Source organism: Streptomyces sp. AM25 (genome assembly GCF_058146165.1).
The window spans coordinates 52,225-73,604 of the sequence record NZ_JBKIWN010000024.1 but is presented as its reverse complement, the minus strand read 5'-3'; the positions used below and the strand labels follow the sequence as shown (position 1 = coordinate 73,604).

General features: G+C 66.1%; 24 protein-coding genes and 1 tRNA gene. 4 read left to right on the top strand and 21 right to left on the bottom strand.

The genetic code is table 11. The features are described from left to right. Positions 1 to 22 precede the first annotated feature (22 nt). The 4 genes from ACLHRZ_RS28495 to ACLHRZ_RS28480 form a co-directional block, all read right to left on the bottom strand. A complete protein-coding gene (locus ACLHRZ_RS28495; protein WP_490421418.1) occupies positions 23 to 925 on the bottom strand; it encodes a phage tail family protein in 903 nt (300 codons plus the stop codon). Between the two features lie 110 nt (positions 926 to 1,035). Further along, positions 1,036 to 7,332 (bottom strand): transglycosylase SLT domain-containing protein, encoded by a 6,297-nt coding sequence (locus ACLHRZ_RS28490; RefSeq protein ID WP_490421417.1) that lies wholly within the window; start codon positions 7,330 to 7,332, stop codon positions 1,036 to 1,038. A gap of 8 nt (positions 7,333 to 7,340) precedes the next feature. Next, complete coding sequence (locus ACLHRZ_RS28485) at positions 7,341 to 7,682, bottom strand: hypothetical protein (RefSeq protein ID WP_490421416.1); 342 nt, start codon at positions 7,680 to 7,682, stop codon at positions 7,341 to 7,343. A 68-nt stretch (positions 7,683 to 7,750) separates the two neighbouring features. Further along, positions 7,751 to 8,050: a hypothetical protein gene (locus ACLHRZ_RS28480; RefSeq protein WP_490421415.1), complete on the bottom strand. Its 300-nt coding sequence runs from the start codon at positions 8,048 to 8,050 to the stop codon at positions 7,751 to 7,753. Positions 8,051 to 8,267: 217 nt separating this feature from the next. Between ACLHRZ_RS28480 and ACLHRZ_RS28475 the strand changes: the two genes are divergently transcribed. After that, the gene (locus ACLHRZ_RS28475) at positions 8,268 to 8,417 is read left to right on the top strand and encodes a hypothetical protein (protein ID WP_490421414.1); all 150 of its coding nucleotides are present in this window, start codon (positions 8,268 to 8,270) and stop codon (positions 8,415 to 8,417) included. 45 nt (positions 8,418 to 8,462) lie between these two features. Here the strand turns inward: ACLHRZ_RS28475 and ACLHRZ_RS28470 are convergent, their stop codons facing one another. The 15 genes from ACLHRZ_RS28470 to ACLHRZ_RS28400 form a co-directional block, all read right to left on the bottom strand. Further along, positions 8,463 to 9,380, bottom strand: a complete 918-nt coding sequence (locus tag ACLHRZ_RS28470; protein WP_490421413.1) for a phage tail tube protein — start codon at positions 9,378 to 9,380, stop codon at positions 8,463 to 8,465. A gap of 78 nt (positions 9,381 to 9,458) precedes the next feature. After that, positions 9,459 to 9,845, bottom strand: coding sequence for a phage tail termination protein (locus ACLHRZ_RS28465; RefSeq protein WP_490421412.1), 387 nt, complete (start codon positions 9,843 to 9,845; stop codon positions 9,459 to 9,461). Beyond that, a complete protein-coding gene (locus ACLHRZ_RS28460) occupies positions 9,842 to 10,192 on the bottom strand; it encodes a hypothetical protein (protein WP_490421411.1) in 351 nt (116 codons plus the stop codon). Before ACLHRZ_RS28460 ends, ACLHRZ_RS28465 begins: the two co-directional genes overlap by 4 nt. Continuing rightward, positions 10,189 to 10,338, bottom strand: coding sequence for a hypothetical protein (locus tag ACLHRZ_RS28455; RefSeq protein ID WP_490421410.1), 150 nt, complete (start codon positions 10,336 to 10,338; stop codon positions 10,189 to 10,191). Before ACLHRZ_RS28455 ends, ACLHRZ_RS28460 begins: the two co-directional genes overlap by 4 nt. Before the next feature lie 179 nt (positions 10,339 to 10,517). Continuing rightward, positions 10,518 to 10,853: a hypothetical protein gene (locus ACLHRZ_RS28450; protein WP_490421409.1), complete on the bottom strand. Its 336-nt coding sequence runs from the start codon at positions 10,851 to 10,853 to the stop codon at positions 10,518 to 10,520. A gap of 16 nt (positions 10,854 to 10,869) precedes the next feature. After that, positions 10,870 to 11,970 (bottom strand): phage major capsid protein, encoded by a 1,101-nt coding sequence (locus ACLHRZ_RS28445; RefSeq protein ID WP_490421408.1) that lies wholly within the window; start codon positions 11,968 to 11,970, stop codon positions 10,870 to 10,872. A 72-nt stretch (positions 11,971 to 12,042) separates the two neighbouring features. After that, positions 12,043 to 12,561: a hypothetical protein gene (locus ACLHRZ_RS28440; RefSeq protein WP_490421407.1), complete on the bottom strand. Its 519-nt coding sequence runs from the start codon at positions 12,559 to 12,561 to the stop codon at positions 12,043 to 12,045. 38 nt (positions 12,562 to 12,599) lie between these two features. Continuing rightward, complete coding sequence (locus ACLHRZ_RS28435) at positions 12,600 to 14,069, bottom strand: phage portal protein (RefSeq protein WP_490421406.1); 1,470 nt, start codon at positions 14,067 to 14,069, stop codon at positions 12,600 to 12,602. A 27-nt stretch (positions 14,070 to 14,096) separates the two neighbouring features. Continuing rightward, positions 14,097 to 14,171: transfer RNA gene (locus tag ACLHRZ_RS28430), tRNA-Leu, on the bottom strand. A gap of 222 nt (positions 14,172 to 14,393) precedes the next feature. Beyond that, complete coding sequence (locus ACLHRZ_RS28425; protein ID WP_490421405.1) at positions 14,394 to 15,386, bottom strand: hypothetical protein; 993 nt, start codon at positions 15,384 to 15,386, stop codon at positions 14,394 to 14,396. Between the two features lie 13 nt (positions 15,387 to 15,399). Continuing rightward, complete coding sequence (locus ACLHRZ_RS28420; protein WP_490421404.1) at positions 15,400 to 16,008, bottom strand: hypothetical protein; 609 nt, start codon at positions 16,006 to 16,008, stop codon at positions 15,400 to 15,402. Between the two features lie 16 nt (positions 16,009 to 16,024). Beyond that, complete coding sequence (locus ACLHRZ_RS28415; RefSeq protein WP_490421403.1) at positions 16,025 to 16,462, bottom strand: phage terminase small subunit; 438 nt, start codon at positions 16,460 to 16,462, stop codon at positions 16,025 to 16,027. Beyond that, entirely contained in the window at positions 16,462 to 16,629 is a 168-nt protein-coding gene (locus ACLHRZ_RS28410) for a hypothetical protein (protein WP_490421402.1), read from the bottom strand. Before ACLHRZ_RS28410 ends, ACLHRZ_RS28415 begins: the two co-directional genes overlap by 1 nt. Further along, positions 16,626 to 16,880, bottom strand: a complete 255-nt coding sequence (locus ACLHRZ_RS28405; protein ID WP_490421401.1) for a hypothetical protein — start codon at positions 16,878 to 16,880, stop codon at positions 16,626 to 16,628. The genes ACLHRZ_RS28410 and ACLHRZ_RS28405 overlap by 4 nt, the downstream gene beginning before the upstream one ends. Positions 16,881 to 17,079: 199 nt before the next feature. Beyond that, positions 17,080 to 17,379 carry an HNH endonuclease gene (locus ACLHRZ_RS28400; RefSeq protein ID WP_490421453.1) on the bottom strand — a complete coding sequence of 100 codons (300 nt, stop codon included), beginning with the start codon at positions 17,377 to 17,379 and terminating at the stop codon, positions 17,080 to 17,082. A gap of 532 nt (positions 17,380 to 17,911) precedes the next feature. On the opposite strand from ACLHRZ_RS28400, the gene ACLHRZ_RS28395 reads away from it, so the two are divergent. Then, positions 17,912 to 18,406, top strand: coding sequence for a hypothetical protein (locus tag ACLHRZ_RS28395; protein WP_490421400.1), 495 nt, complete (start codon positions 17,912 to 17,914; stop codon positions 18,404 to 18,406). Between the two features lie 48 nt (positions 18,407 to 18,454). Here the strand turns inward: ACLHRZ_RS28395 and ACLHRZ_RS28390 are convergent, their stop codons facing one another. Further along, positions 18,455 to 19,255: a hypothetical protein gene (locus tag ACLHRZ_RS28390; RefSeq protein WP_490421399.1), complete on the bottom strand. Its 801-nt coding sequence runs from the start codon at positions 19,253 to 19,255 to the stop codon at positions 18,455 to 18,457. Positions 19,256 to 19,258: 3 nt separating this feature from the next. Then, positions 19,259 to 19,762 (bottom strand): hypothetical protein, encoded by a 504-nt coding sequence (locus tag ACLHRZ_RS28385; RefSeq protein WP_490421398.1) that lies wholly within the window; start codon positions 19,760 to 19,762, stop codon positions 19,259 to 19,261. Positions 19,763 to 20,256: 494 nt separating this feature from the next. On the opposite strand from ACLHRZ_RS28385, the gene ACLHRZ_RS28380 reads away from it, so the two are divergent. Further along, positions 20,257 to 20,604 carry a hypothetical protein gene (locus ACLHRZ_RS28380; RefSeq protein WP_490421397.1) on the top strand — a complete coding sequence of 116 codons (348 nt, stop codon included), beginning with the start codon at positions 20,257 to 20,259 and terminating at the stop codon, positions 20,602 to 20,604. A 23-nt stretch (positions 20,605 to 20,627) separates the two neighbouring features. Further along, entirely contained in the window at positions 20,628 to 21,374 is a 747-nt protein-coding gene (locus tag ACLHRZ_RS28375; protein ID WP_490421396.1) for a RecB family exonuclease, read from the top strand. Positions 21,375 to 21,380: the final 6 nt, after the last annotated feature.

Sequence of the window (21,380 nt, the reverse complement as noted above, 5' to 3'; positions counted from 1 at the left end):
GGTATCCCACATACACCTCACGTCAGTAACTCTCGTAGCGGGGCCGGAGGGTGAGCTTCAGGGAAGCGGGCCCGTTGCCCGCCTCGAAGCGCACACCGACCGTGGACTTTCCCGGTGCGACCGGCCACAGGGCCGGGTTCGGATCGAGCAGGGGCCAGTAGTTGCGTCCCGCCTCGTCTTTCAGGGTCTTGTGACCGGGGCGGGTGTCGACAGTCAGCACCCGGCCCTCCGGTACGACGTCGGCCTCGCCGGACGGCGGGGTGATGCCGAAAGAAGCCCCGCCGGGGCCGGTGAAGGTGAAGCCTCGGACAGGGCCGTGGATCTCCCACACCGGCCAGGCCTCGACCTCGCCGGGGTTGATGACGGGGATCGCCTGGTCTGCCAGAGCACCACGGTTCAGACGCAGAGGGAACAGGCCCCTGTCGTTCCTCAAGAAGCCTTCGCCCTGGTTGAACTGCCACTCGGCAACCCGGAGATCATCCGCGTAGAAATAGGGGTCGAACGCGGTGAGCTGGATTCCGTACTTCACCCACCGGAACCCGGCGTTGTCGGCGGATTCGTTGCCCTCCATTCCGGCCTTGTAGTAGCAGTAGAGTTGGCGGACTTGGGAGTCCGCTTCGATGAACTTCAATACGCAGTACCCGCGTTGGGGGTTCAGTGCGGAGATCAGTTTCCGCTTGAGCTCCTTGAGGGAGCGCCGGTCGATTCCGTAGAGGTAGACCGGCAGCATCACTTCGCGGGCAGCAGCCCGAGCCGAACGGAAGAGAGAGCCGTCGAGGTTCGGGCTGCTGTCGGCGTGCAGTTCGAAAGGCGGGGTGTCCAGGCCGGTGGCGCCGGCCTGGAGCAGGATTCCGGGCCAACGGCGGTCGGTGAACGAGGTGAGGGGGATTTCCTCCCCCTCACCGTCGCCCCCGGTAATCGACACGTAGGTGTGTCCCCACGCCATCGGCAGGGGCGGGACCGGTGCCGGTTGGGGCCGGTCCTGTCCCGTCTGATCCCGTGTCGCCGGAATAGGCAATATTAGCTCCTTGTCGATTACATCCCGTACATCACCTCCGCGTACTGCATGGCCCGCATGACCGCCTGAGTTGTGGACTCACTCTTGGCCTCGTGGACGTGGATTTCGTACGTTCGGCCGCTGAGCAGATCCCGGGTGTCCCGGGCGGTGTGCACGCGCTCACCGCCGCGGAAGTCCACCAGTTCCGGGCCCTGCTCGCCCACCAGGCGAAGACCGGGTGAGGCGGACAGGGTGCCCATCCAGTAGCCGGAATTCCCGCCCAGTGCACGGCGCCAGCCGGATCCGTACCTGTCGATCGCGTAGTTCAGACCCGCATACAGCGAAGCGAGCGGGTTGAATTGCCCCAGCGACCGGTACGGGCCCGCGTAGGCATCGAAGGTGCTCTTGATGACCTGCATCAGGCCCTTGGACGAGTCACCGGCCATGGCGTTGGAATCCCAGTTGTTGACGGCGTTGGGGTCACCGCCCGACTCGACATCGATGCGGTGCAGCACCAGGCCGGTGTCACCGAGATTGATGCCACCCCTGCCGCCGAGTTCTCCGATGACCCGCTCGACCAGCGGTCGCCAGCGGCCGACGGCGTCACCGGTGAGACCGGCGAACTCGCCGATCCCCTCGGTGATCCGGGCCAGGGAGCCGGGCCAGGGGTTGAGGACCGGTCCGTCCTCGGTGCCCGGGGCACCGCCGCGAGGGCGAAGGGCCCCGTCGGCCCGGTTGCCGTAGCCGAGCTGCCGACGAAGGGACCGGGACTCGTTGCCGCCCACCGTCTCCAGCTGACTGCCCTGGCGGCCGGTGGCGATGTTGATGTGCCCCCAGTCACCGGGGCCATAGCCGCGGTAGACCATCAGGTCACCCGGCCGGGCCTGCGACGTCGAGACCATGCCCATCTTCGAGACCCAGGTGGCCACAGCCGGCCACCGGGTGCCCGGCGTGCCGGTCGGCGAACCGCCGTACGCCACCGATGCCTGCGCGTGGTCGACGACCCAGCTCACGAAGTCGGCGCACCAGGACTCGTAGGCGTCGCTGCCGATGTACTTCCGGCCCGAGAGGTCACCGTTCTTGGCCTCCTGGAGGGCGACCTTCACGACCTGGCCCCCGCCACCGTTGGCGTGCTCATCCGCCCACTTGCCCCAACGGGCAAGCCATGGCTCGGCCTTGCCGAACCCGTCGGCGCTGAGCCGGCCGACCGTGCCGAACCGGTCGGCGATGGCCTTCAGACCCGGCCCGATGATCTCGGACCAGCCCTTGTGGACAGCTTCCTCGTACCCCTCGAAGGGGTCGTCCTGGTGCTTGCGGACCCATGCGCTGCCGTCGCCGACGATGCCGCCGTTGGCGAAGACCGCCCGGCCCTTGCGGGCCAGGTCGTTCCACCGGTAAATGGTCTCCGCCCCGAGGGCGCGTGTGACCTCCGGTCGCAGAATTCCTTCGCCGCGGCTGAGCAGGGCAGGCACATCGTCCACGCCCGGCTGATAGCCGGGCACCACACCACCAGTGGAGTAGCGCACCGGCGCCAGCGGAGCAGACGTTCCGGCGAGCTTCGCCATCTCCGACAGCATCGGCACCGCGCCGGAGTTGTACGGGCCGGACAGCGTGCTCCGGGTGGAGCCGTCCACCACAGACATCGCCGAGCGCCACACATCCGAGATGCGCGAACTCGACGCCTCGAAGAAGGACTTCAGGCCGTCCAGACCGCTGCGCAGCCGGCCGAGCGCATCGAGCACGCCCGATGTGGAGGAGGAGACCCGGGACTGCACCGCCGTCCACGCGTCCTCGCTGGAAGAGCGGAACGCGCGGTGCGCGGTGGTCAGCGGTCCGGAGAGGTGAGTGCTCCACCGGTCCTGGGCCGGGATGATCTGCCCGTCGACCGCCGTGCGCACCGACGCGGCGACATCCGCCCACGCGGTGGTCGCTGCCGTCTGGTGGGCCCGGACGGCATCCGTCATCGACGCCAGCGCAGCCGCGATGCGGGCAACCGCTTCCTCAACGGCCGGAGCATCGGGCACGGGTGTGCCCGCACCGGCACCTGTGGCCGTGGCGGTGCCCGGCTTCGCGTCGGAGCCGGAGGTGAGCCATCGCCATCCGCCCTTGGCGGCAGCGTTCAGCGCAAGGACCGTCCGGTACCCGAGGGCCGTGACGGCCTCCGGACGCAGCACCGCCTCGCCCCGGCCGAGCAGGGCCCGCACCGAGTCGTGCCCGGGAGCGAACCCGGGCACGATGCCGCCCTCGCTGAACTTCAGCAGTCCCTCGGTATTCGGCATCGCCTCCTTCGCCCGGTCCCACCACTCATCCAGCACTTCGCGTGCGTACTCGGAGGGGTTCGAGATGATGTCCTGTGCGCCCTGGACGGATTCCTTGACGCTGCCCATCAGGCCCGTGACCAGCTCCTTGAGCTGGCTAATCGGCTCCTTCAGCGTCCCCATGGGGTCGGTGAAGAGACCGACGGCGGTGGAGCCGATCGCCTTGACCGCTTCGGCGAGACCGCCGAGTGCGCCCTTGATGTAGGCCCAAATGGACTCCGGCTTGAGCAGATCCGAGGCGAACCGCTCGCCTCGCTGCAGGATGTTGCCCGAGCCCTTCCACACGTCATCCCAGAAGTACTGTCCAGCGGTGGGGGCGACCGCGCCGGCCACCAGGCCGACGAGCTGACCCAGACCCGAGGGCACCCGGCGCAGCAACTGCGGCAGATGCTCGGTGACGAAGTCCAGCGTCCCGCGGAAGCGCCGGGCAGTGCCCTCACCGCTGGCGCCGCCGCCTCGCTCGGACCCCCACGTGATCAGGTTCCGGCCGGTCTTGCCGCCGACCCGTGCGGCCGTGGCGTCGAACGCCACCGTCTTGCCGAAGAGGGAGACGACCGGGCCCATGTCGATCGTGCGCAGGTCATCGAGGAGAGACCCGAGCGGGCCGCTACGACCGACGATGCCGCCGCGGGCGTACCGCGACAAGTGTCCACGGATCGCGAGCTGATTCCAGGCGTTGATCCGCTCGGGCCCCAGGTGCTGTGTGACCTCGGGCCGCAGAACGGCCTCGCCCTTGGACAGCAGCGCCGGTTCCGTGTCCTGCCACGGGGCGTACCCGGGAATCACACCGCCTCGGGCGAACTTCCTTCTTTTCTTGCCCTCCTTCCCGCCCCCGCCGGACCCGCTGCCACTGTTGGTGTCGCGGTTGACCTTGTCGATGCCGTCGTCCAGCGCATCGGCCTTCTTGGCCGCCTCGTGCAGCGCATCACGCAGCCGGTCCACCTGTCTGATCACCGAGGACAGCGCCCGGTCGTTCAGAGTGGTGATCCGGCCGGTGATAGAACCCGGCAGCTTCGCACTGCCGAGCAGCTCGTACACCGCGGTGGTTGCGCTGTACAGGCTGGTCTTGCCGCCCTTGAACTCGTCCCGGATCTCCCGGAGCGAGCGGCCGTTGAGACGGTTGACGGACTCGACGGTGTCCTTGACCTTGCCGTCCACGGCACCCGCCTCCGGCGCGGTGACGGCGAGCTCCTCGCGTACCCCCTTCAGCGACTGCCGGTTGAGCCGCTCCACGCGGTCGTCAGCGTCACGGATAGCGGCCTTGAGAGAGTCGGCTCGCTTCTCAGTGGTCTCCAGCTGCTCGACGCGCAGCGCCGTCAGACGGCGGCCGTCGAGATCGTTGACCTCCTGGCCGGCCTGCCGGACAGCGGATTTGAGGCCGTCGGCCTTCTGCTGCGTCTCGGAGAACTTCCGGTGGATCTCGCTCAACTTGGCGTCGTTCAGCGGGATAGTGCCCTGGGTGACGATCTGGTGCACCGCGGACTGCGCCCGCTCCGCCGACGACCGCACACTCTGACCCACCGAACCGCCCAGGTGATCAACCAGGCTCCCCAGAGGGGCCTGGTCGACAGCCCGCAACGCCCGCTTCAGGGCCTCGATGCGCTCATCGACCTGGCGGACCTGCCGCTCAACATCCTTCATGCCCCGCTGGGCCGCCTCCCGGCGGTCCGTGCTGTCCGTGGGGCGCAGACGCTCAGCCGCCGAACGACGAGAAGCACGCCGGTTCTCCCGGTACTCCTCGCCCACCTCATCACGACGGCGGTTCAGGCGGATGCCCTCGCGCATGCGGCCATCGGCCATCGCCTCACGGCTGCGCCGGTCCAGATCCCGCCGGTCCGCACGCCGGTTGGACTGACGTCGCCACCAGTCGGACGGCGAGTCGTAGCCGGTGACACGGGCCGTGCCGTACCGGGCGTAGCCGGCCGCGGTACGAAAGCGCCCGTTCTCCCGGCTGGCCTGGCCGACACGCGCGCGGTTACGACGACGAGTTGCATCCCGATCACGGAAGGCGTCCCGCCGGGCGTCATAGCCCTCCAGGAAGCCCCCGCCGTTGCGACGGGACTGAACGCCCCCGGCCACCTGACGGCCATACCGCGTGACACCGCGTGCTCCGCGGCCGAGACCGACGAGACTGCCGACGAGGAGCTTCGCCGGACCCAGCGCCAGGCCGAACAACTTGCCCAGCTTGCCGACCGTCTTGGACAGCACACCGAACGCGAGCAGGAACGGCGCGACCACCGCCGCAGCCTTGCCCGCCTCCAGAATGAGCTTCCGCAACCCGGGGTGCTCGTGGAGAAAATCGACGGTGCTCTTCAGCCAGCGGGTGAAGGTCCCCAGGGTCTCGAAGAAGGCGGTGAGCATCTCCTTGACCATCGACAGCATCTTGCTGCCGATCTCGGATGCGTCCTGGAGGAGACCGCCCTCGAACCGGGTCCCCTTCTCGTCGGAGACCTTCTTGCCCATGATGGCCGCGCCGAGACCCGAGTACTCGTACTCGCCCTCATCATTCTTGGAGTAGAACATTTTGCCCAGACTGAACTGGGCCTGTTCCTTCATCTGCTCCAGACGGCCGCTGATCGTGGCACTGCCCATGCGGTGCGCTGCACCCTGCATATTGGGGTCCTTGCGCCACCGGTCGAGAAGCCCGTCGATCAGCTGCTCACCAGAAATGCCCCCGGTCTCTTTGGCATTCTGCATGAACGCCATCATCTGGGCGGAGGCCTCATAGGTTTCCGGGACCTTCCGGTCCATGCCGGCCTTCTTGTCCCGCTCCCGCATCGCCTGCATTTCGGCAGGCGCGTACTTGCGGGTCTTGAAACCCAGAATCTGCGCAAGTGCGTTGGCGGGGATACCGGTTGCGGCTTCCAGCTGCTTGACGTTGCGCAGGTTCGTGCGGCCCATGTCCTGCATGACCTCAAGCGCATACATGCCGCGGGAGACCATGGCCGGGTCCATGATGCCGCCATATGCGGCCGAGTCACCGATCATCTTGACCATGTCCACGGCCTTTTCGGAGGCCTCACGCGAACCCTTGGCGTGGCGCTCCGGGTCCTTGGACTGGAAGTCCGCGTTGTGCGAGGTATTGGCCCGCACATAGCGCGTGCCGTACTTGAGCATGTCGTTGACGGCATACGGCGTTTCGATGCCGTACTTCGTCATCTGCTCCAGCAGATTGTTCACGTCACGCAGCTCGACGCCCATGCCCTTGAGACCGGCCTGCGCCTGCAGCATCGAGTCAGCAGATTTGATACCGAACGTGGCGGCGGCAGTACTGGCGAGACCGAGCGGGGCCACCAGACCCCGCATGATCAAGTGCCCCGTCTCCGTCGCCGTCGTACCCGTGGTCTCCACATGGTGAGCCGCCTTCGTCCACCCCGAGCGCAGAGCAGCCAGGGCGGTGGCCTGCGTCGTCTGGACTGCGGCCATGGTCCGCTGATGCTCGGCCAGCTGCTCCCGCAGACTCTGCCGCGCAGCCTGCGCAATCGCGAGCTGAGCCCCGATAGCGTGGGACTGCTCGGCCTGACGCTGGGCCATCGTCCGGCGAATCGCCGCCTGCTTCTCCCGCTCGGACCGCTCCGCGACACGCGCAGCCTCGCGCAGGGCCTGCACCTCGAATCGCACCATCTCCTGCACCGCACGGCGGGACACCTGGGCTGTGCCTTCGAGAGCCTGGCGCTTACGCTCCTCCCCGTCGCGCACCGCGCGAAGACGCTGCGCGGCCTGCTGGGTGGAGTCGCGCGTCTGCTGGGCCTCGATGGTGCCCAGCTTCGCCTTGGTGTCGAGGGCTTCCTTCTCGACCTCGCCCTTGGCCGCCTTGGCCGCCACCGCGGCACTCCGAGGCAGAGCTGCCATGCCGCTCGTCGCTGCCGTCGAGAAGGACTTGCCCGCGGCAGTGCCGGCCAGCTCCATTTGCCGGGTCAGCTCCGCGCGCATCTTCGCCATGCCCTCACGGGACAGCGAGGGGACGATGTCGATATAACCGGAGCCGACCTTGATAGGCGCTCTGCCGCTGGCCAACATTCCTCCTACATGGTGCTCATCGCCTGGAGGAACTCGGACAGTTCAGCACCCGTGGCGAAATCCTCTTCAGGCTCCTCGGGAACCTGGTGGGGCGTTCCGGGCCGCGGAAGCGGATCCGGCGGCTTCAAATCGGACGCCTGCTCGGAATGCGCCTTCAAGAAAAGGTAGTTGCTCAGTTCGAGAGCATCCGAGACACGGGCCATGAGATGGTCCTGCGTGGACCACACCGCTGACTCGTCGAGGGCGGCCAGGAGAGCCGACCGTCCGGCCTTCTGTGTCAGGGCTTTGATCAGGATGCCGATACGGCGCAAGGAGAGCCGTCCACGCCACAGGTCCAGCAGATCCACATGGAAGAACTCCAGCAGATCGGCTTCGAGTTCATCGGAGAACTCCCTGAGGATGTGGACGGTCTTGATTAGTTTCCCGCGTCGCCGTGCCCCTGTGCCGCAGCCACCTTATCCGCGAGCTCCTGGAGGTCAGCGAAGGTGGCGCCGGTCTCAATGTAGGCGTCCCACAGCTTCTTATCGAGGATGATTTCCATGGCTTCCACTTCGTCCTTGGCCTTCAGGACCTTCAGCGGCATGTCGAGAGGATGCGGAATCATGAAGGTGATACCGCGGTGCTCGACGGGGGTCTTCGGGCCCTTCGTGGCCTCGGCCTTCTTCGCGGCGATCTTCTTCGGGGAAACGGCGGCCTTCTTGACGGCAGGGGGCATGGAAACTCCAGACGAGGGTGAGAGGTAATGAAGGAGGTAGCAGGGTTGGGGCTTGTCCGACGAGTCGTGGGACCGGACCGTAGGGAACGCGTGTTCGAGGTCGGCCGGTGGCCTCTGGTGGTCGTCACTCGTTTGGCGTAGCCGGGTGGGGGTGCCGTGTGAGTAGCGGCTTTCCTGGGGAGAAGGGCACTTCGCACAATCGCCATGAGGAGGCCGCATGAGCGTGTTGGACAAGCTCAAAGGGTTGCTGAAGGGACGTGAGGAGCAGGCGCCCGAAGTTGACACTGCTGCAGTCTCAGAAGGCAATACCAAGCACGCCGAAGAAACAGCACCTGAGGGTGGAGAAGGCGAGCCGGAGGAGGACTAGAGAAGGGCTGCACTGCCAGGCGGGCTCTCACCCACCGGACACGCCCTAGGCCGGGACGGTGCAGGCCTTCGACGTGCCGCTCTGCACGGTGTCCGTGACCTGGAAGCAGGACGAGGTGCCCGCGTGGGTCACCTTGATCTCGGCGGTCTTCGTGCCCTGCGGGACGGTGACGTCGTACGTGCCGTCCTTCGGCGCGGTCGTCTGCGTGTCGAAGCCGCTCTTGTCCGCGCGCAGCAGGGACACGACGGCCGACCCGGTCGTGTTGGCGAGCGTCACCTTGGCCACCCACTTGTCCTTCGACGCATCGTTCGTCGCGGAGCCGGGCACTGTCACGGCAGCGGAGAACGGCTCCACGGGCACGGCCGGCTTGCCCAGACCAAGAATGTCGTCACTGGTCAGCACGTAGCCGAGACTGCCTTCGTGGTCCAGCGCATCGATGGTCAGCTCGTACTTGGTGGCCTCGGTGCGCTGCAGCTGGATGGCCCCGCGGTCGGAGATCATGGCGCGGGGGATGACACACCGGTACAGCACACCCTTCTGCGACCAGTCCACCACGATGCTGATCTCGGTCAGCTCCGGCGTAGAGGACAGATCCAGCCGGTAGGTGCCGGTGCTCTTGCCGTCGGCATCCTTGACCGGCTTCCACTCCGCGCCGAAGAACGCCTGAGTCGTCAGATCGTTGGTCTCAACGAGTGTGCATTTGATCTTGAAAGCGGCTGCCTTGGTGGTGTAGATGACTGGCACAGCCGATTGCCACACATTGACCGGATCCGTCTCGATGGACGGGGTGATGGTGACGCCGCTCTGGTCCACGTAGCCGCATCCGCGGTAGCCGGCGGGGGCGGTCTTGCCGTCGCCGATGTCGGTGGGCAGCACGGTGGAACCGGGGCCGGAGCGCGGGGCAGGCGCCATGTACAGACCCCCGTTGGGGGCAAAGCGGATCTTCTGGGCGTCGTTCGCCAAGAGCAAGTCTCCTTCGAGAGGCAAAGAGAAGAGCCGGGCACCGTGGGGTGCCTGGCATCGGATGGTCAGAGGACGGGGTCAGGCCTCGACGTAGAACAGGGCGACCTCGCCGCCGTACATGTGCTCGCGGCTGGTGGCGTCGGGGAAGTAGCGCGGGGCGGAGATCTCGTCGACGTCCAGGACCTCCACGCCGCCGATCACCTGTCCGGGGAGCTCTTCAAGGAGGGCTTCGCGGCAGCGGTACGCGAGGTCGACCGCCTTCTTGCGGTCCTCGTGGTAGACGTCGAACTCGACGTCGGCGCGATCCATCCGGTCGCGGACCATGCGGAACCCGCCCGAGTGCTCGACGTAGATCATGGGCTGTCCGGCCTCGTGGCCGACGTGGTCACCGGTGACGTACTGCGCAGGCAGACCCGGCACCGAGCGCAGGAACTCGACGACCAGCTCGACCGGGTCCTTCCTCACTCGATCCTCGCTTTCTCCAGGGCCTCCTTGAGGAACCAACGCCCGTCATGGGGACGGCCCTTGCGGTCAGTCCAGCCGCGCTCTTGCAGCATCGCGTGCCGCACGCGGGCGTCGGCCTCGATGACGACTTGGCCGTACCAGCCGGCCCAGTCCAGGGCCAGATCCGCCTTGATGTTGCGGCGGATCGTATTCCAGTGCTCTTTGGTCGGCCGCTTCGGCCGTGGGGCGTCAGCCTTGGCGGCCTCGGCGAGTTTCCCGGTGTGCAACGCGATCAAGTCGCGCATCTGAGGGGAGACGAAGAAGCCGCGCTCCCACCCAGGGGTCAGCCGCAGCGTGAACCGGGTCATCGCACCACCCTCCAGGCCTTGATCCGGATGTGCCGGAGGGAGCCGTGCATCCACCGGGCCGGCTCGCCATCGACCTCGAACCACAGGCCCCGCCAGAAGACGCGGTCCGCGGAGTCGACGTCGGCCTCCAGAGGCAGGTAGACCAACAGCCTCTCCTGAGCCGTCTCCCTTGCAGGAGAACGGACTTCGAAGGCCCGGTCCGGCTGAACGTGCGCGGGCCCGGACCACACCGTGCGCGCCTGCCCCCAGTCCCGGTGATTCGTGTACGCGGTCGCCGCCAGCGGTGCGCGGTGTACCTCTACGGAGTCGGTGAACAGCAGGGTCCTCAGCCCCTCGACAGGGTGATGGTGCCCAGAGGACGGCGGTAGCGGCGCAGGCCCTCGCGGGCGGCCGGTGACAGCGACTGCGTTGCAGCCGAGCCCCACTGAACTTCCATGTCACCGACGCGCTCACTCACGATGCCGGGCTGCACGGCCAGCCACCGGATCACCTCACCGCACAGGACGGCACGGACACCGGGGACGTCCTCGCTGTAGCGGCTGCCGCAGTAATCCCGGATGAGGGCCGCAGCGTCCTGGATGAACGCCTCGACCCGGGGCTTCTCCGCGTCGTCGAACGTCCTGCCAAGCCTGACTTCGATGTCGGTTACGGAGACGGGCACGGGCAACTCCAGCCTTTTAGGAGCCGGAGCCAGCCGCGGTCTTCTCCGTGATCGCGATCTTCAGACCACGCACGAAGGACTCACCGATGTTCACGCCACGCACCGAATAATCGGGGTCTTCCTTGACGGTGGCCAGGCCGTACATCGTGTCCAGGCCGATGGTGTCCGCCTTCTTGGCGTAGTCGTAATCGACCAGCATGCGGGTGGCGATACCGTTGATGTTCTGGATCGAACCGTTCACGGCACCCATGGGGATGGCCGGGCAGGCGGAGAGCAGAATCATCGCCGACTTGTGGAACAGATACGCCTCAAGACCGAACGAGTTGTGGATCACGATGTCGAAGCCGTAGATGCGGCCGACGATCGCGCGGCGGAGGGCGTTGGTGTCGCCGGAGTAGTCGACGGCCACGAACTCGGGATCCTTGAGCAGGATCGCTTCGACCTCGGGGCCGGCGATCAGATACCGCTCACTCGTCGGCACGTTGGCCAAGTTCATGGCCATACGGGCATCAACGAGGGCCGTACGCAGCCCCAGCGCCCGAGACTTCATATTCTCGGCCGTACCGTCAGCAGCCGGGATCGTGACCGCGACGTCGCCGCCCACGGCCTTCTTCGCCGCGGCACTCAGGCCGGAGCGGGTGATGTTGTTCTTGATGTAGTCGGCGGTGGTGTCGTCGAAGTACTCCGCAAAACCCCGAGTCAGCTTGCTCAGAACCTGAGAGCCGAACTGCTTCAGATCGAACGCAACCTGCTCCATGCTCAGGGTGGTTGCATTCTGGGCCAGCGTCGACAGCTGCACCGGGAAACGGGACTCGCGGATGAAGCCCTGCGGCGCCAGACGCGGATCAGTGGGCAGGGGGCGGTCCGAGGATGCCGCCAGACGATCCTTGTCGCCCTTGATCGGGTTCTGAATCGGGGCAGTGATACCCGCGGCCGTCACGGGAATGCCACGGGACTCCCGGTTCACGTTGATGACGTCGCCGAGACCGCCAGTGAAATTCAGCTCCGAGTATCGAGCAGGGAGACCGCCGAGCGTCAGCTGACGGTCCAGCAGCCCGAGGGCTGCAATGGTGACCTGCTTGGGATCAAGGTTGAAGTGATGGGTGGTGAGAGCCAAAAGGTGCAACTCCAAAAGGGCATGAAAAAGGCCCCCCGGCGATACCGAAGGGCTCTCAAGAAGTGATGTGGGTTAGATGAAGGACTTGCCCGCGATCATGTTGGCGAGCTCGGTCGGGTCCATGCTCGTGACCGGGTTACTGCCGCCGCGGTGATGGCCGGCCCCCATGAGCTGAGGGAACTCCGGCCGCGCCGGGGCGGAAGACTGGCGAGCGACATAGGCGGCGACGCGCTCAGCGTCCGGCCGACCGTCCTCACCGAGGAACCGCGCCAAGTCCAGATACTCGGTCTGCACCGTAACGCCGGCCGTGGCTGCCTGCGCCCGGATCTCCGCCTCGGTCAGCGTCGCCGCGAGCTCGGAAAGCGTCTCCTGGCGGGCATCCGCGCGGGCCTGGACAAGGGCCTTCTCCTGGTCCGTCATCCGCTCCGCACGCAGCTCCTCCAGCTCCTTGGAAGTGGCCTGCCAGCGCTTCTCGTTCTTGCGGCTCATCGCCTTCCACCGCTCCAGCTCGGTGGCAGGATCGGCGGCCGGGGGCTGCTCGACGGCAGCCTCGTCGGCGGCCGGTTCGGGGGCGTTCTGCGTCTCGTCCAACGGGACCTCCATTCCGAGTGACGCACTGTTCCGGTGCGTCATCGCTTCTGTTCGTGGATCTTGCGGCTGGCGTTCCCGGAATTCCCCTGCGGCGCCTTTGCCGCCATGCGGGCTGCCTTCGCCTCACTCGGGGCGTTCACCCCTGCTGCGGCGGGCTGCTCGGGCTGGGGCCCGAGGGCTTGGACCTCGGCGGCGGCCCTCGCGTCTTCCTTCCGCATCTCGCGGAAAGCACTGATCTGCGACGGCGTGTACCCGGCGTCAGACCACAACTGTTCCTCGGGAACGGAGAGCTGCTTGAGCTTCAGCAGGGCGTCAATGTGCTGGGCCTCCGTGCGGTACTCGGGATCCCGCCACACGGTCTCCATGGAGTACGCGTCGGCTCGCTCGTCGCCCTTGATGGCGAAGCACAGTCGGATGGCCTTCTCCCAGGCCTCGCCGAAGTAGCGCATGCGTTCACGGACCCGGGCGACAAGACCGGCTTCCGTGCTGATGATGGCTTCGCCGGACGGGGCGTTTCCCGCGTTCACGAGGAAGTAATGGCTGGGGGTGCGGGATATGGAACTCATGTGCTGGATCAGGAGATTGACCAGGTCACAGTAGTTACTGAGGCTTGCGGCTTCGAACTGCCCGAACTTGGCGGCCGGGTCCTCGGCCTGGAGAAGCTTGTCGACCGCGACGCGGAAGGGCTCGATGGGGCGCCCGTTCTCGTCCTCCTGGATCTCCAGGCCTGTCACAAACCTTTGGGGCCAGGCCGCAAACTCCGAGGCGGTGAGCGCGTCTGAGACGGTCTTGTTGATCGCGTCAGCGAGAGGAATGACGTTGGCGAGATCGGAGTACGGATCGCCGTTGATCCTTGACCGGTTATGGAACGGCACGACCGGGACGACACCCAGCGGGTTGGGGCGGCGAGTACCGTCCTCCCACTCTGTCTGGCCCAACTTCGTCTCGTAGACGTAAGACTCAGTCCACAGGGTCACCCACTGCCGGCCCCAGTCATCAAGGAAGAACCGGGCCGCGGCCTCCAACTCGGTGCGTGAGCCGGGCTTGTACTGCACCACCATTTCCTCAGCCGAGACCGGCTGAATCGACGGCTCACCGTCCGGGCCTGGCCACACCAGCACGTAGGCGCGGCCCTGGACCATGGCGTCCAGGTGCACCGCGGTGGACAGCACGTCCAGGCTGTTGCGCTGCCAGAACTCCCGGGCTTCCTTGTCGGTGCCCGGGGACTCGGGTATTCGGAAGCCCTCGACGATCATGCGCTCGGTCGCCGAGTCGATGATCAAGCCACAGAAATTGTCACGCCAGTTCTCGAAGACCTCCCTGAACTCCGCCTTGTAGCGGGCCTGAGAGAACGCGAGCCGCTGATGATCGCCCTCGTAGTACTCGGCGTACCGCTGCATCTCCGGGAGCAGGTTGGTTAGTTTGCCGTGGAGATAGGCGAGCCAGTCGACAGGAGATTCTGGCGGGCCCACCGCGGTGTAGCCGTTCGGCGGAACGATCAACGGCACCCCCTATTGCTGTGCTTGAGAGATGAGTGCCCGCCCCCGGGGTCGAACCGGGAACATCACGGGTCTGAGCCGTGCGCCTCGTACCAGTTGGGCTAGGCGGGCAGAAAAGGGGACCGCACGGGCTTGCAACCCCGTTCGGCACACGCCCCCGAAGGAGCGCCGGTTACTAATGGGCGGTGCGGCCCCCTTGAATGCACTGACCTCACGTCGGTCCGACGATCACCCGAGCAAGAGAGCTTGGGTGCACGGCAGCACGGGTCAGCGTGCGCAGGCCGACCGGGGAGCAGTCTCACCCGGCCGGCCCGGTCTATGGGAAGTACGGAATCAGTAGCCGACGACCCGACGGCGCTGGATGCGCATTCGGCCGTCGGCAATCGCGTCGGCGCGAGCCTCGAACGCCAAAATGCCGCAGACGGCCAGGTCGATGAACTTCCGGGAACGCGGCGACTCTTTTGTGATCAAGATTCCCTGTGGCACCTCACGCGTGACCGCGTTGAGCACATGACGCGTCAGGTCGAGGTCTCCGTCGTGCTTGACGTCGCCGACCATCACCGCAGAGTGAAGCCGTTCCGTTGCCTCACACATCCGCGTCGGCTTGTTGGTCCAGTACTCAAAGACACGGTCGTCTCCGTACTCGATTGCCCAACGGCCAATGGCTTCCTGCCAATACGGCGGATCGGCATACATCCACTCGACACGGTAAGTCCCGAAGGCCTTCTTGATGGCGGCCTCGACCGCCAGGACATCAACCTCCCAGTCAGGCCGCTTCGGGTCGCGAGGGTTCTCTTGGAGGTGCAGGACGAACAACTTGCCGTCCCGCAATCTGGCGCCTACGAGCCCTGTGCTGTCTCCTCGGATGCTTCCATCGAATCCGAGGGCGACCTGATCACCGGGGAGGATCGGATCCTCGTCGTGGAAGCATGCTCCCCATGCGGCCTTGGCAATCCAGCCGTCGGCGTTCTCCTGAATGTTGTTCAGGTAGTAGCGGTAGGCGACGGCCGCAGACGTGCGCGGGTCCATGACCGCGGCGACGATGCCGTCGACGTCGACCCAGTGGGAATCGCCGTACGCGTCGATGACGGCGGCCCGGACGGCAGCCTCGTCCTTGAGGTCGACGTCCCGTTCTGCCTCCCGGCAGTCGTAGAGGATGCCCTTGGCCCCGAGCTCCATCGCGGCCTCGAAGGTCCGCTGAGCGATCGAGTTCTCGGTAGGGGAGAAAGCGTTGGTGGTCTCGATCAGCCGCGAGCCAGCGCCCGCGGTTTTCTGGACGTTTCGGTCCAGGGTCTCCCAGACGTAGGTCCCCTGGTTGTTGTCCACCCAGTGGTGGACCTCATCGCAAACAACGACAGGCAGCAGCTGGGCCCCGGCAGGAACGTTCCTGCCGGGGCCCAGCAAAGGTGGGCCTCGCCCCCTCAAGACCACGAGAGGACGAGGTGACCGGCTCGATACGACCCGGCCGACCGTCCTTGAACTGGATGATCCCCTTGCCGATGTCGAGGTTGTATTCCTTCTCGGCCGGGGACTCGGCGAGTTGGCCCCGGATCATATCCCGGGTGTTAGCCGTTTGATCCAAACTGGTGGCAGCGATCTGCACCAGGGGGAGCGGTACCCGCTTGCCGACCGGCAGCCCGTTCTCGTCGAAGTGGCTGAAGCGGGCCGGGCCGATGAACTCGACGATCGCCAGGGCCGCCAGCAGAGGAGTCTTGCCCCATCCCTTCGCACGGCGAAGAGCAGCGGACCGGTACAGCCATTTGCCATTCTCGTCAATGGCATAGAGCCAGAGAACGAAGCGCAGTTGCTCCGGGCTGAACCGCCACGGCTGGCCGGCGTTCTCGCCGTCGGGCTGAAGGATGTAGCGGCGGCACCACCGGATGATGCCGTACCCGAGACTCCGAGAGGGGTGAGGGACGCCGTGCGGCATGTTCCCGGTCAGGGGCAAATCCTCACCCCCTCATTCAGCGCTCGGAAAGCATCTTGAACAGTTCCTCGTCCAGGTCGACGGTGCGGGCTTCCTGGGCGGCCTTGTGGGCCTCGTCCTCCGCTTGCCTGGCGAAATCCATTCGCAACCGGGCCCTGTCCTCCGTCGTCGCGCCCCACTTGCCCACGCGCTGCCGGATCTCACCAGCAAGCCGCACTTCACCGGCGTAAAAGTGATCGACCAACTTCGTCGTCAGCTCCAGCTCAGCCCAATCCGTCTCCAGCCAATGCTGAGTCTGCGGAGCACTGGACCACGTCTTCCAAAACCGTTTGGCCGCGTTCGTCTGAATGCCCAACGCCTTGGGCAGAGCCCGGCCCTCGCCAGCAACAGGAGACAGCTCGTGCTCGCCCAAGGCGTGCTCGGTGTTCCTTCGTCGGGCGTTGGGCTTGGGCGCCGGACCACGTCGAGACGGCATCACGGACCACCCCTATCGATTACCCAGCGGTCAATGGAGGCGTTACGGACGATCTGCTTCACAGCATCCGGGGTATCCCGGTAGACCATCAGGTCCCGCCACACATCGCGGATGTCCTGGTACAGGCGTCCTTCGAGGGTTCGACCGTCGTGGTTCGCGTTGATCACGCCAGCGGCTCCCACACGACATCAGCGGCCTCAACCCAGCCGGCCACGGTGAACCGGTTATGCGTCGAGCTCTGGGACCGCGCCGCCCGGCGCTCGTGATACGTCAGACGGCTGTGGGCCTGTCCCGCGGTCGTGTACGGGCCCTCCGAGAACGTGTAGACCTGCTCGGGACCGAACCGGTTGGCCGCGATCACCTTCGTGACGACGGTCCGGTACAGCCGGTTCTCGTCCAGGCCGATGTAACGCGGCAACAGGGCCTCCCTCTGCTCACGGGCGGGATGATGGTCGGAAAAGCAACACCTAATGGAACGTCAGGAAGGTAGGGTTTTGGCGGGCAGTCCGACATGGAGTGACTGGCCAGGCCCCGGCACTCAACCATTCGGAAGAGGGATTACAACCGGGGCCGCCAAAGGGGCCCCGCGTGACGGCGGGGCCCCCTTGCTGGACCATCTAGGCCCGGTCCTCGAAGTACGTCTTCTGGTAGTGACAGTCACGGCACAGGACCCACAAGTTCGACAGGTCCCAGGTGCCCCCGCGGGACACCGGGACCCGGTGATCGACCTCCAAGTCCGTGCGCGAACCACAGCGTTGGCAGCGGAAACGGTCCCGGGCCAGCACCAGGGCGCGGCGCCTGTGGGCGTCGCCGGGGCGGCTGAGGTTCCTCGCGGAGGCCTTCCAGGTCCGTTTGGGCGGTGCATGTGTCTCACACCGGCCGGAACGAGTCGTCACGGAAGTGCAGCCCACCGTCATGCAGATGCTCTTCGCTCGGGGCATCGTGGCCTCCTTCCGTGATGGTGAGCCGGCGGGATTCGAACCCGCTCCTCAGCCCGGTACTCACCCCTGCACGGGGCTTTCGGGGCTCGCGTGCGCTCCACACACCGCGGCTCCGGCAGGTGGCGACCCCGCCTTCACCCGCCACGGGGATCAGCCGTGGCGGACCGAATGGTGAGGCCCCTGCTGGTTGCTGTTCTGGCAGCAGGGGCCTCTTGGCCCTTCTTGGATCTCAACTAAAAAATGAGAAGGATTCAGGAGATCAACAAGAAGGAAGTTTGAAGTTCATTTTCTCTCTGAGATCCTTTCTCATTAAGTATGTAGGTGTTAACGGAGGCCGGGATGAGGCCCAGAAGGGTAAGTGAGACCTAGATCACTTTGGGGTAGGCGTGTTGGCGGTGACTGAGTAACTTGGTAGGAGACCTGGTCGGTGGTAGCGTCACGCATCGTTCTGCGGCGACCGCCGACGAGGCGCCCTCTCGAAAGAACACCGACCCCGGGAGGATGTCACGTGGCCAGGCCCCGAACGTTGCCGTCAGACGAGCAGCTCGCCCGCTTGTACCACCTGGGCTACACCGACCGTGAGATTGCCGACGAGTACAAGGTCAAGCCTCAGGCGGTGAACGCGCTCCTGGTCGAGAAGGGGCTGCGCAGGCGCCCGGTGCATCCCCGGGTCAACTCGCTGCTTGCCGAGGTGTGGGACGTGCAGGAGCTGCATCGGCGTGGGTGGCCGGTCAGGGCCCTGAAGGTCTACCTGCGGTGTCGGCTGGGGGATGCGACGGTCAGTGCGGCCGAGGCCAGGAAGGCTGATCAGCTGGTGCGCAGGCTGACCCGCGAGAACGAAGTCGTGGATTACAGCGAGTCGTCTGGGTGGAAGTACGCGAAGCGGCAGTCTTCAGACGGCCGTTGGGTTCTGCGGTGGCCGGCGGGCAAGGAGCTGCCGGATGCGGAGATGCAGTGGGCGATGGAGTTGCCGGTCGCCGAAGTGGAGGACGGCACGGTCTGATGCCCGCGAGTGCCCCGGCGAGTTGCCGGGGCACTGTCGTATGCGGGGTCAGGCCTGGGCGGTCTGGGCGCCGGGCTTCGGGCGGGCTTTGCGGAGCAGCCAGCCGAAAACGGGGAGTGTGAGGCCGATGAACAGGAAGATGATCGAGATTCCGCTCAGGAGCGGTGAGATCTTCTCTTCGGCCCTGAGGCTCCAGGGGGAGCCGATCGTGTAGGCGATCAGGTAGGAGCCCTTGGACACGGTGTAGGCGATGCCGAAGAGCGCGGCGATGGCGGATGATCCGTAGCCGACGGACGACCAGGGCCGTCCGGGCCAGTTCAGGAACGAGGACCGGCCGCACATGAACATCAGCTCGCTGCACGTGATGAAGACGTATCCGAGGTAGATGAGCAGGTAGATGCGTACCTTGACGTCCGCGGCGTGGGCGGTGGTGAACTCAACACCCGGCTGGTTGGCGCTGAGCCACAGGGGGATCATGGCCATGAGGACGACGGCGGCGACGCTCGCGCGCTGGTAGATGGCCGTGCGCAGGTAGCTGGGGTCATAGGCGATGTCGACCATCGTGACCTGGAGCGCGGCGGACCAGAGAACTGCGCAGATGTGCGCGATGAGTTTTCCGATGTTGTCGACACCGGTGATGTCCTCAGCGGCCTGGTGGACGGCCGGGATGGCGAAGGTGACGCCCACGGTGCAGATGCCGAAGGCGACGGTGATCGATCTGTTGGCGACGGTCGGTGCGCGTCTGGCCCGTATCAGGCAGAGCACGGTGACCAGTGCTCCGAGCACAGCGACGCTGGTGAAGATCACCCCGTCCCAGGGCGTGCTGGTGGATGTGGTGGTGCCGTTCAACTCTCAGAAACCTTCCAACGTGTCTGCCGCGTAGTCAGCAGCTTCCCTGCTCGTACGGCGGCGTCGGGGCGGTGCAGCGGGGGGAGGCTCCGGTTCACTGACGGCCTCGGCAGGTACCTGGCGCTCAAGGCCGAGTTGCCGACGGCGCTCCTGGACGAACGCCAGAACTGCAGCGAGTTCCTCCGGCGGCAAGCCGTGCAGGTGCCGGGCGATGTCGCGGGCCGCCGCGTTGTTGCGCAGGACATCGAGGGCGGTGATGTCGTCCCAGTCCGGCAGCAGGAATGCTGACGGTGCATCAAGGACGGCAGCCAGCTGGGTGAGAGTGCTGACCGTGGGGTTGTCGTCCTCGCCCCGCAGCATCTTGGCGACGGCGCCATGGGAGCCGCCCCGGGTGTAGCCGGGGAGCTGTCGGATGGCCCCGCTGATGTCACGGCTCGACAACAACTTCCCGTCCGGACGCGGCTTCCGCCGCAACAGGAACGCGAGCTTCGAAGCGAACGTGGGCATGATGGGTCCGTCGTGATCTGGTTGCGCAGCCTCGCGAGGCAGGGGCGCTGTCAGTGGCCGAAGTTAGCATTCAGGGTGCTTGTGCACTCTAGTTGACATAGTCCACTTGGGGATACATGCTCTCTACAAACGGTGACTGACCGTAAAACAGTCGCTTCGATCAGGTTTTTGGTGGTCTCTTAGGGGATGCGGGGATCTGCCGGAACATCGCAGCAGTGTCAACGAGGTGGGCAGGCCGGCGGTGCCGGCCCCGGCGCGGTGGGAGGTACTGCGAATGGGAGGCGCGGCCAGCCCTCGCTGTGTCCTGCGGACAACAGGACGCCACAGGAACCCCCGGGTGGGAACAGCCCCGGTCTCCGATACCGCGTCTTTCGCGCGCACCGTCGGCAGCGGAACGGGCACGGGCCTCTGACACTGACTGACCGTCACCTCTGCCCGACGCCCCCCACCGCGTCGGGCACCGTTGCGTTACCCCCTCACGAGGAGATATCCGCATGACCATGCGCTGTGTCATGGCGCCTGCCCCGCCTCCTGCCGCCCGGAGACTTGCCGAGGCCATACGCAGCGCCCCGTACGTTGCACCCGCCAGGTACCTGTTCCAGACCGCCGGCGTGCTGATCTGCAAAGTCGCCTCCCGGGAGTCCAGTCACTACCACCTGGTGGTCAGCGACCGGGCCACCGCCGACTGCGAGCGGGGGATCGACCTCGTCTTCCGCGCGGAGGGCATACCCCAGTGGCGCAAGGCCATCGTGGAGACCGAGCACGCCCCCCGGGCCAACAGCCATTTCCTCGGCAGCACCCACAGCACCCTCTACATCATTCACCCGGAGGTGACCCCCTGAGCATCGAAACCCAGACCCGCTCGGTGTCCCAGACCCAGCAGTACGAGGAATGCCCATGGAAGTTCTATCTGCGGCGAGTTGAACGTGTGCAGCCCCGGCCGGCCGGGTGGTCGCATCACGGCACGGCGTTCCACAGCTCGGCTGAGGCGGTCGAGGCCTCGGGGCGGACCATGACGGCCGATGAAGCTGTCTCGGTCTTCTCGGAGGAGTACAGCACGCTCGTCAACCGGGACCTGGAGCGGGAGCCGGACACCGACCGGTGGCTCAGCGCCGGCCGTTCCGGCGGAGAGGACATCGAGGTCCGCTACCACCTGGGCCAGCAGCAGACGCGCCGCTACGTCGAATGGACAACAGAGCACCAGCCCGAGGTGTGGACCACCCCGAGCGGCAAGCCGGCCCTTGAACTGCATTTCATGGCCGAGCTGGGCGGGGTGAAGGTCCAGGGCTACATCGACCAGCTCATCGCGGAACCTGACGACACGCTCAGGGTGCGCGACCTCAAGACCGGAAGCACCAAAAGCAAGTTCCAGCTTGAGACGTACAAGGCCGCCGTCGAGCAGGTCTACAACGTGCCCGTCGAAAGGGGTGACTGGTATCTGGCCAAGAACGGCAACCTGTCGCGCCCCGTCCAGCTCGGCCATGCCACCGAAGAACGTGTCGGCGAACGCTTCGCCGCCATGGACGCCGGAGTCAAGCGCGGCGACTTCCCCGCCCGCCCCGGATTCCTCTGCCGCTTCTGTGACGTATCCCACGCCTGCACGTACAAATAGCAGTTG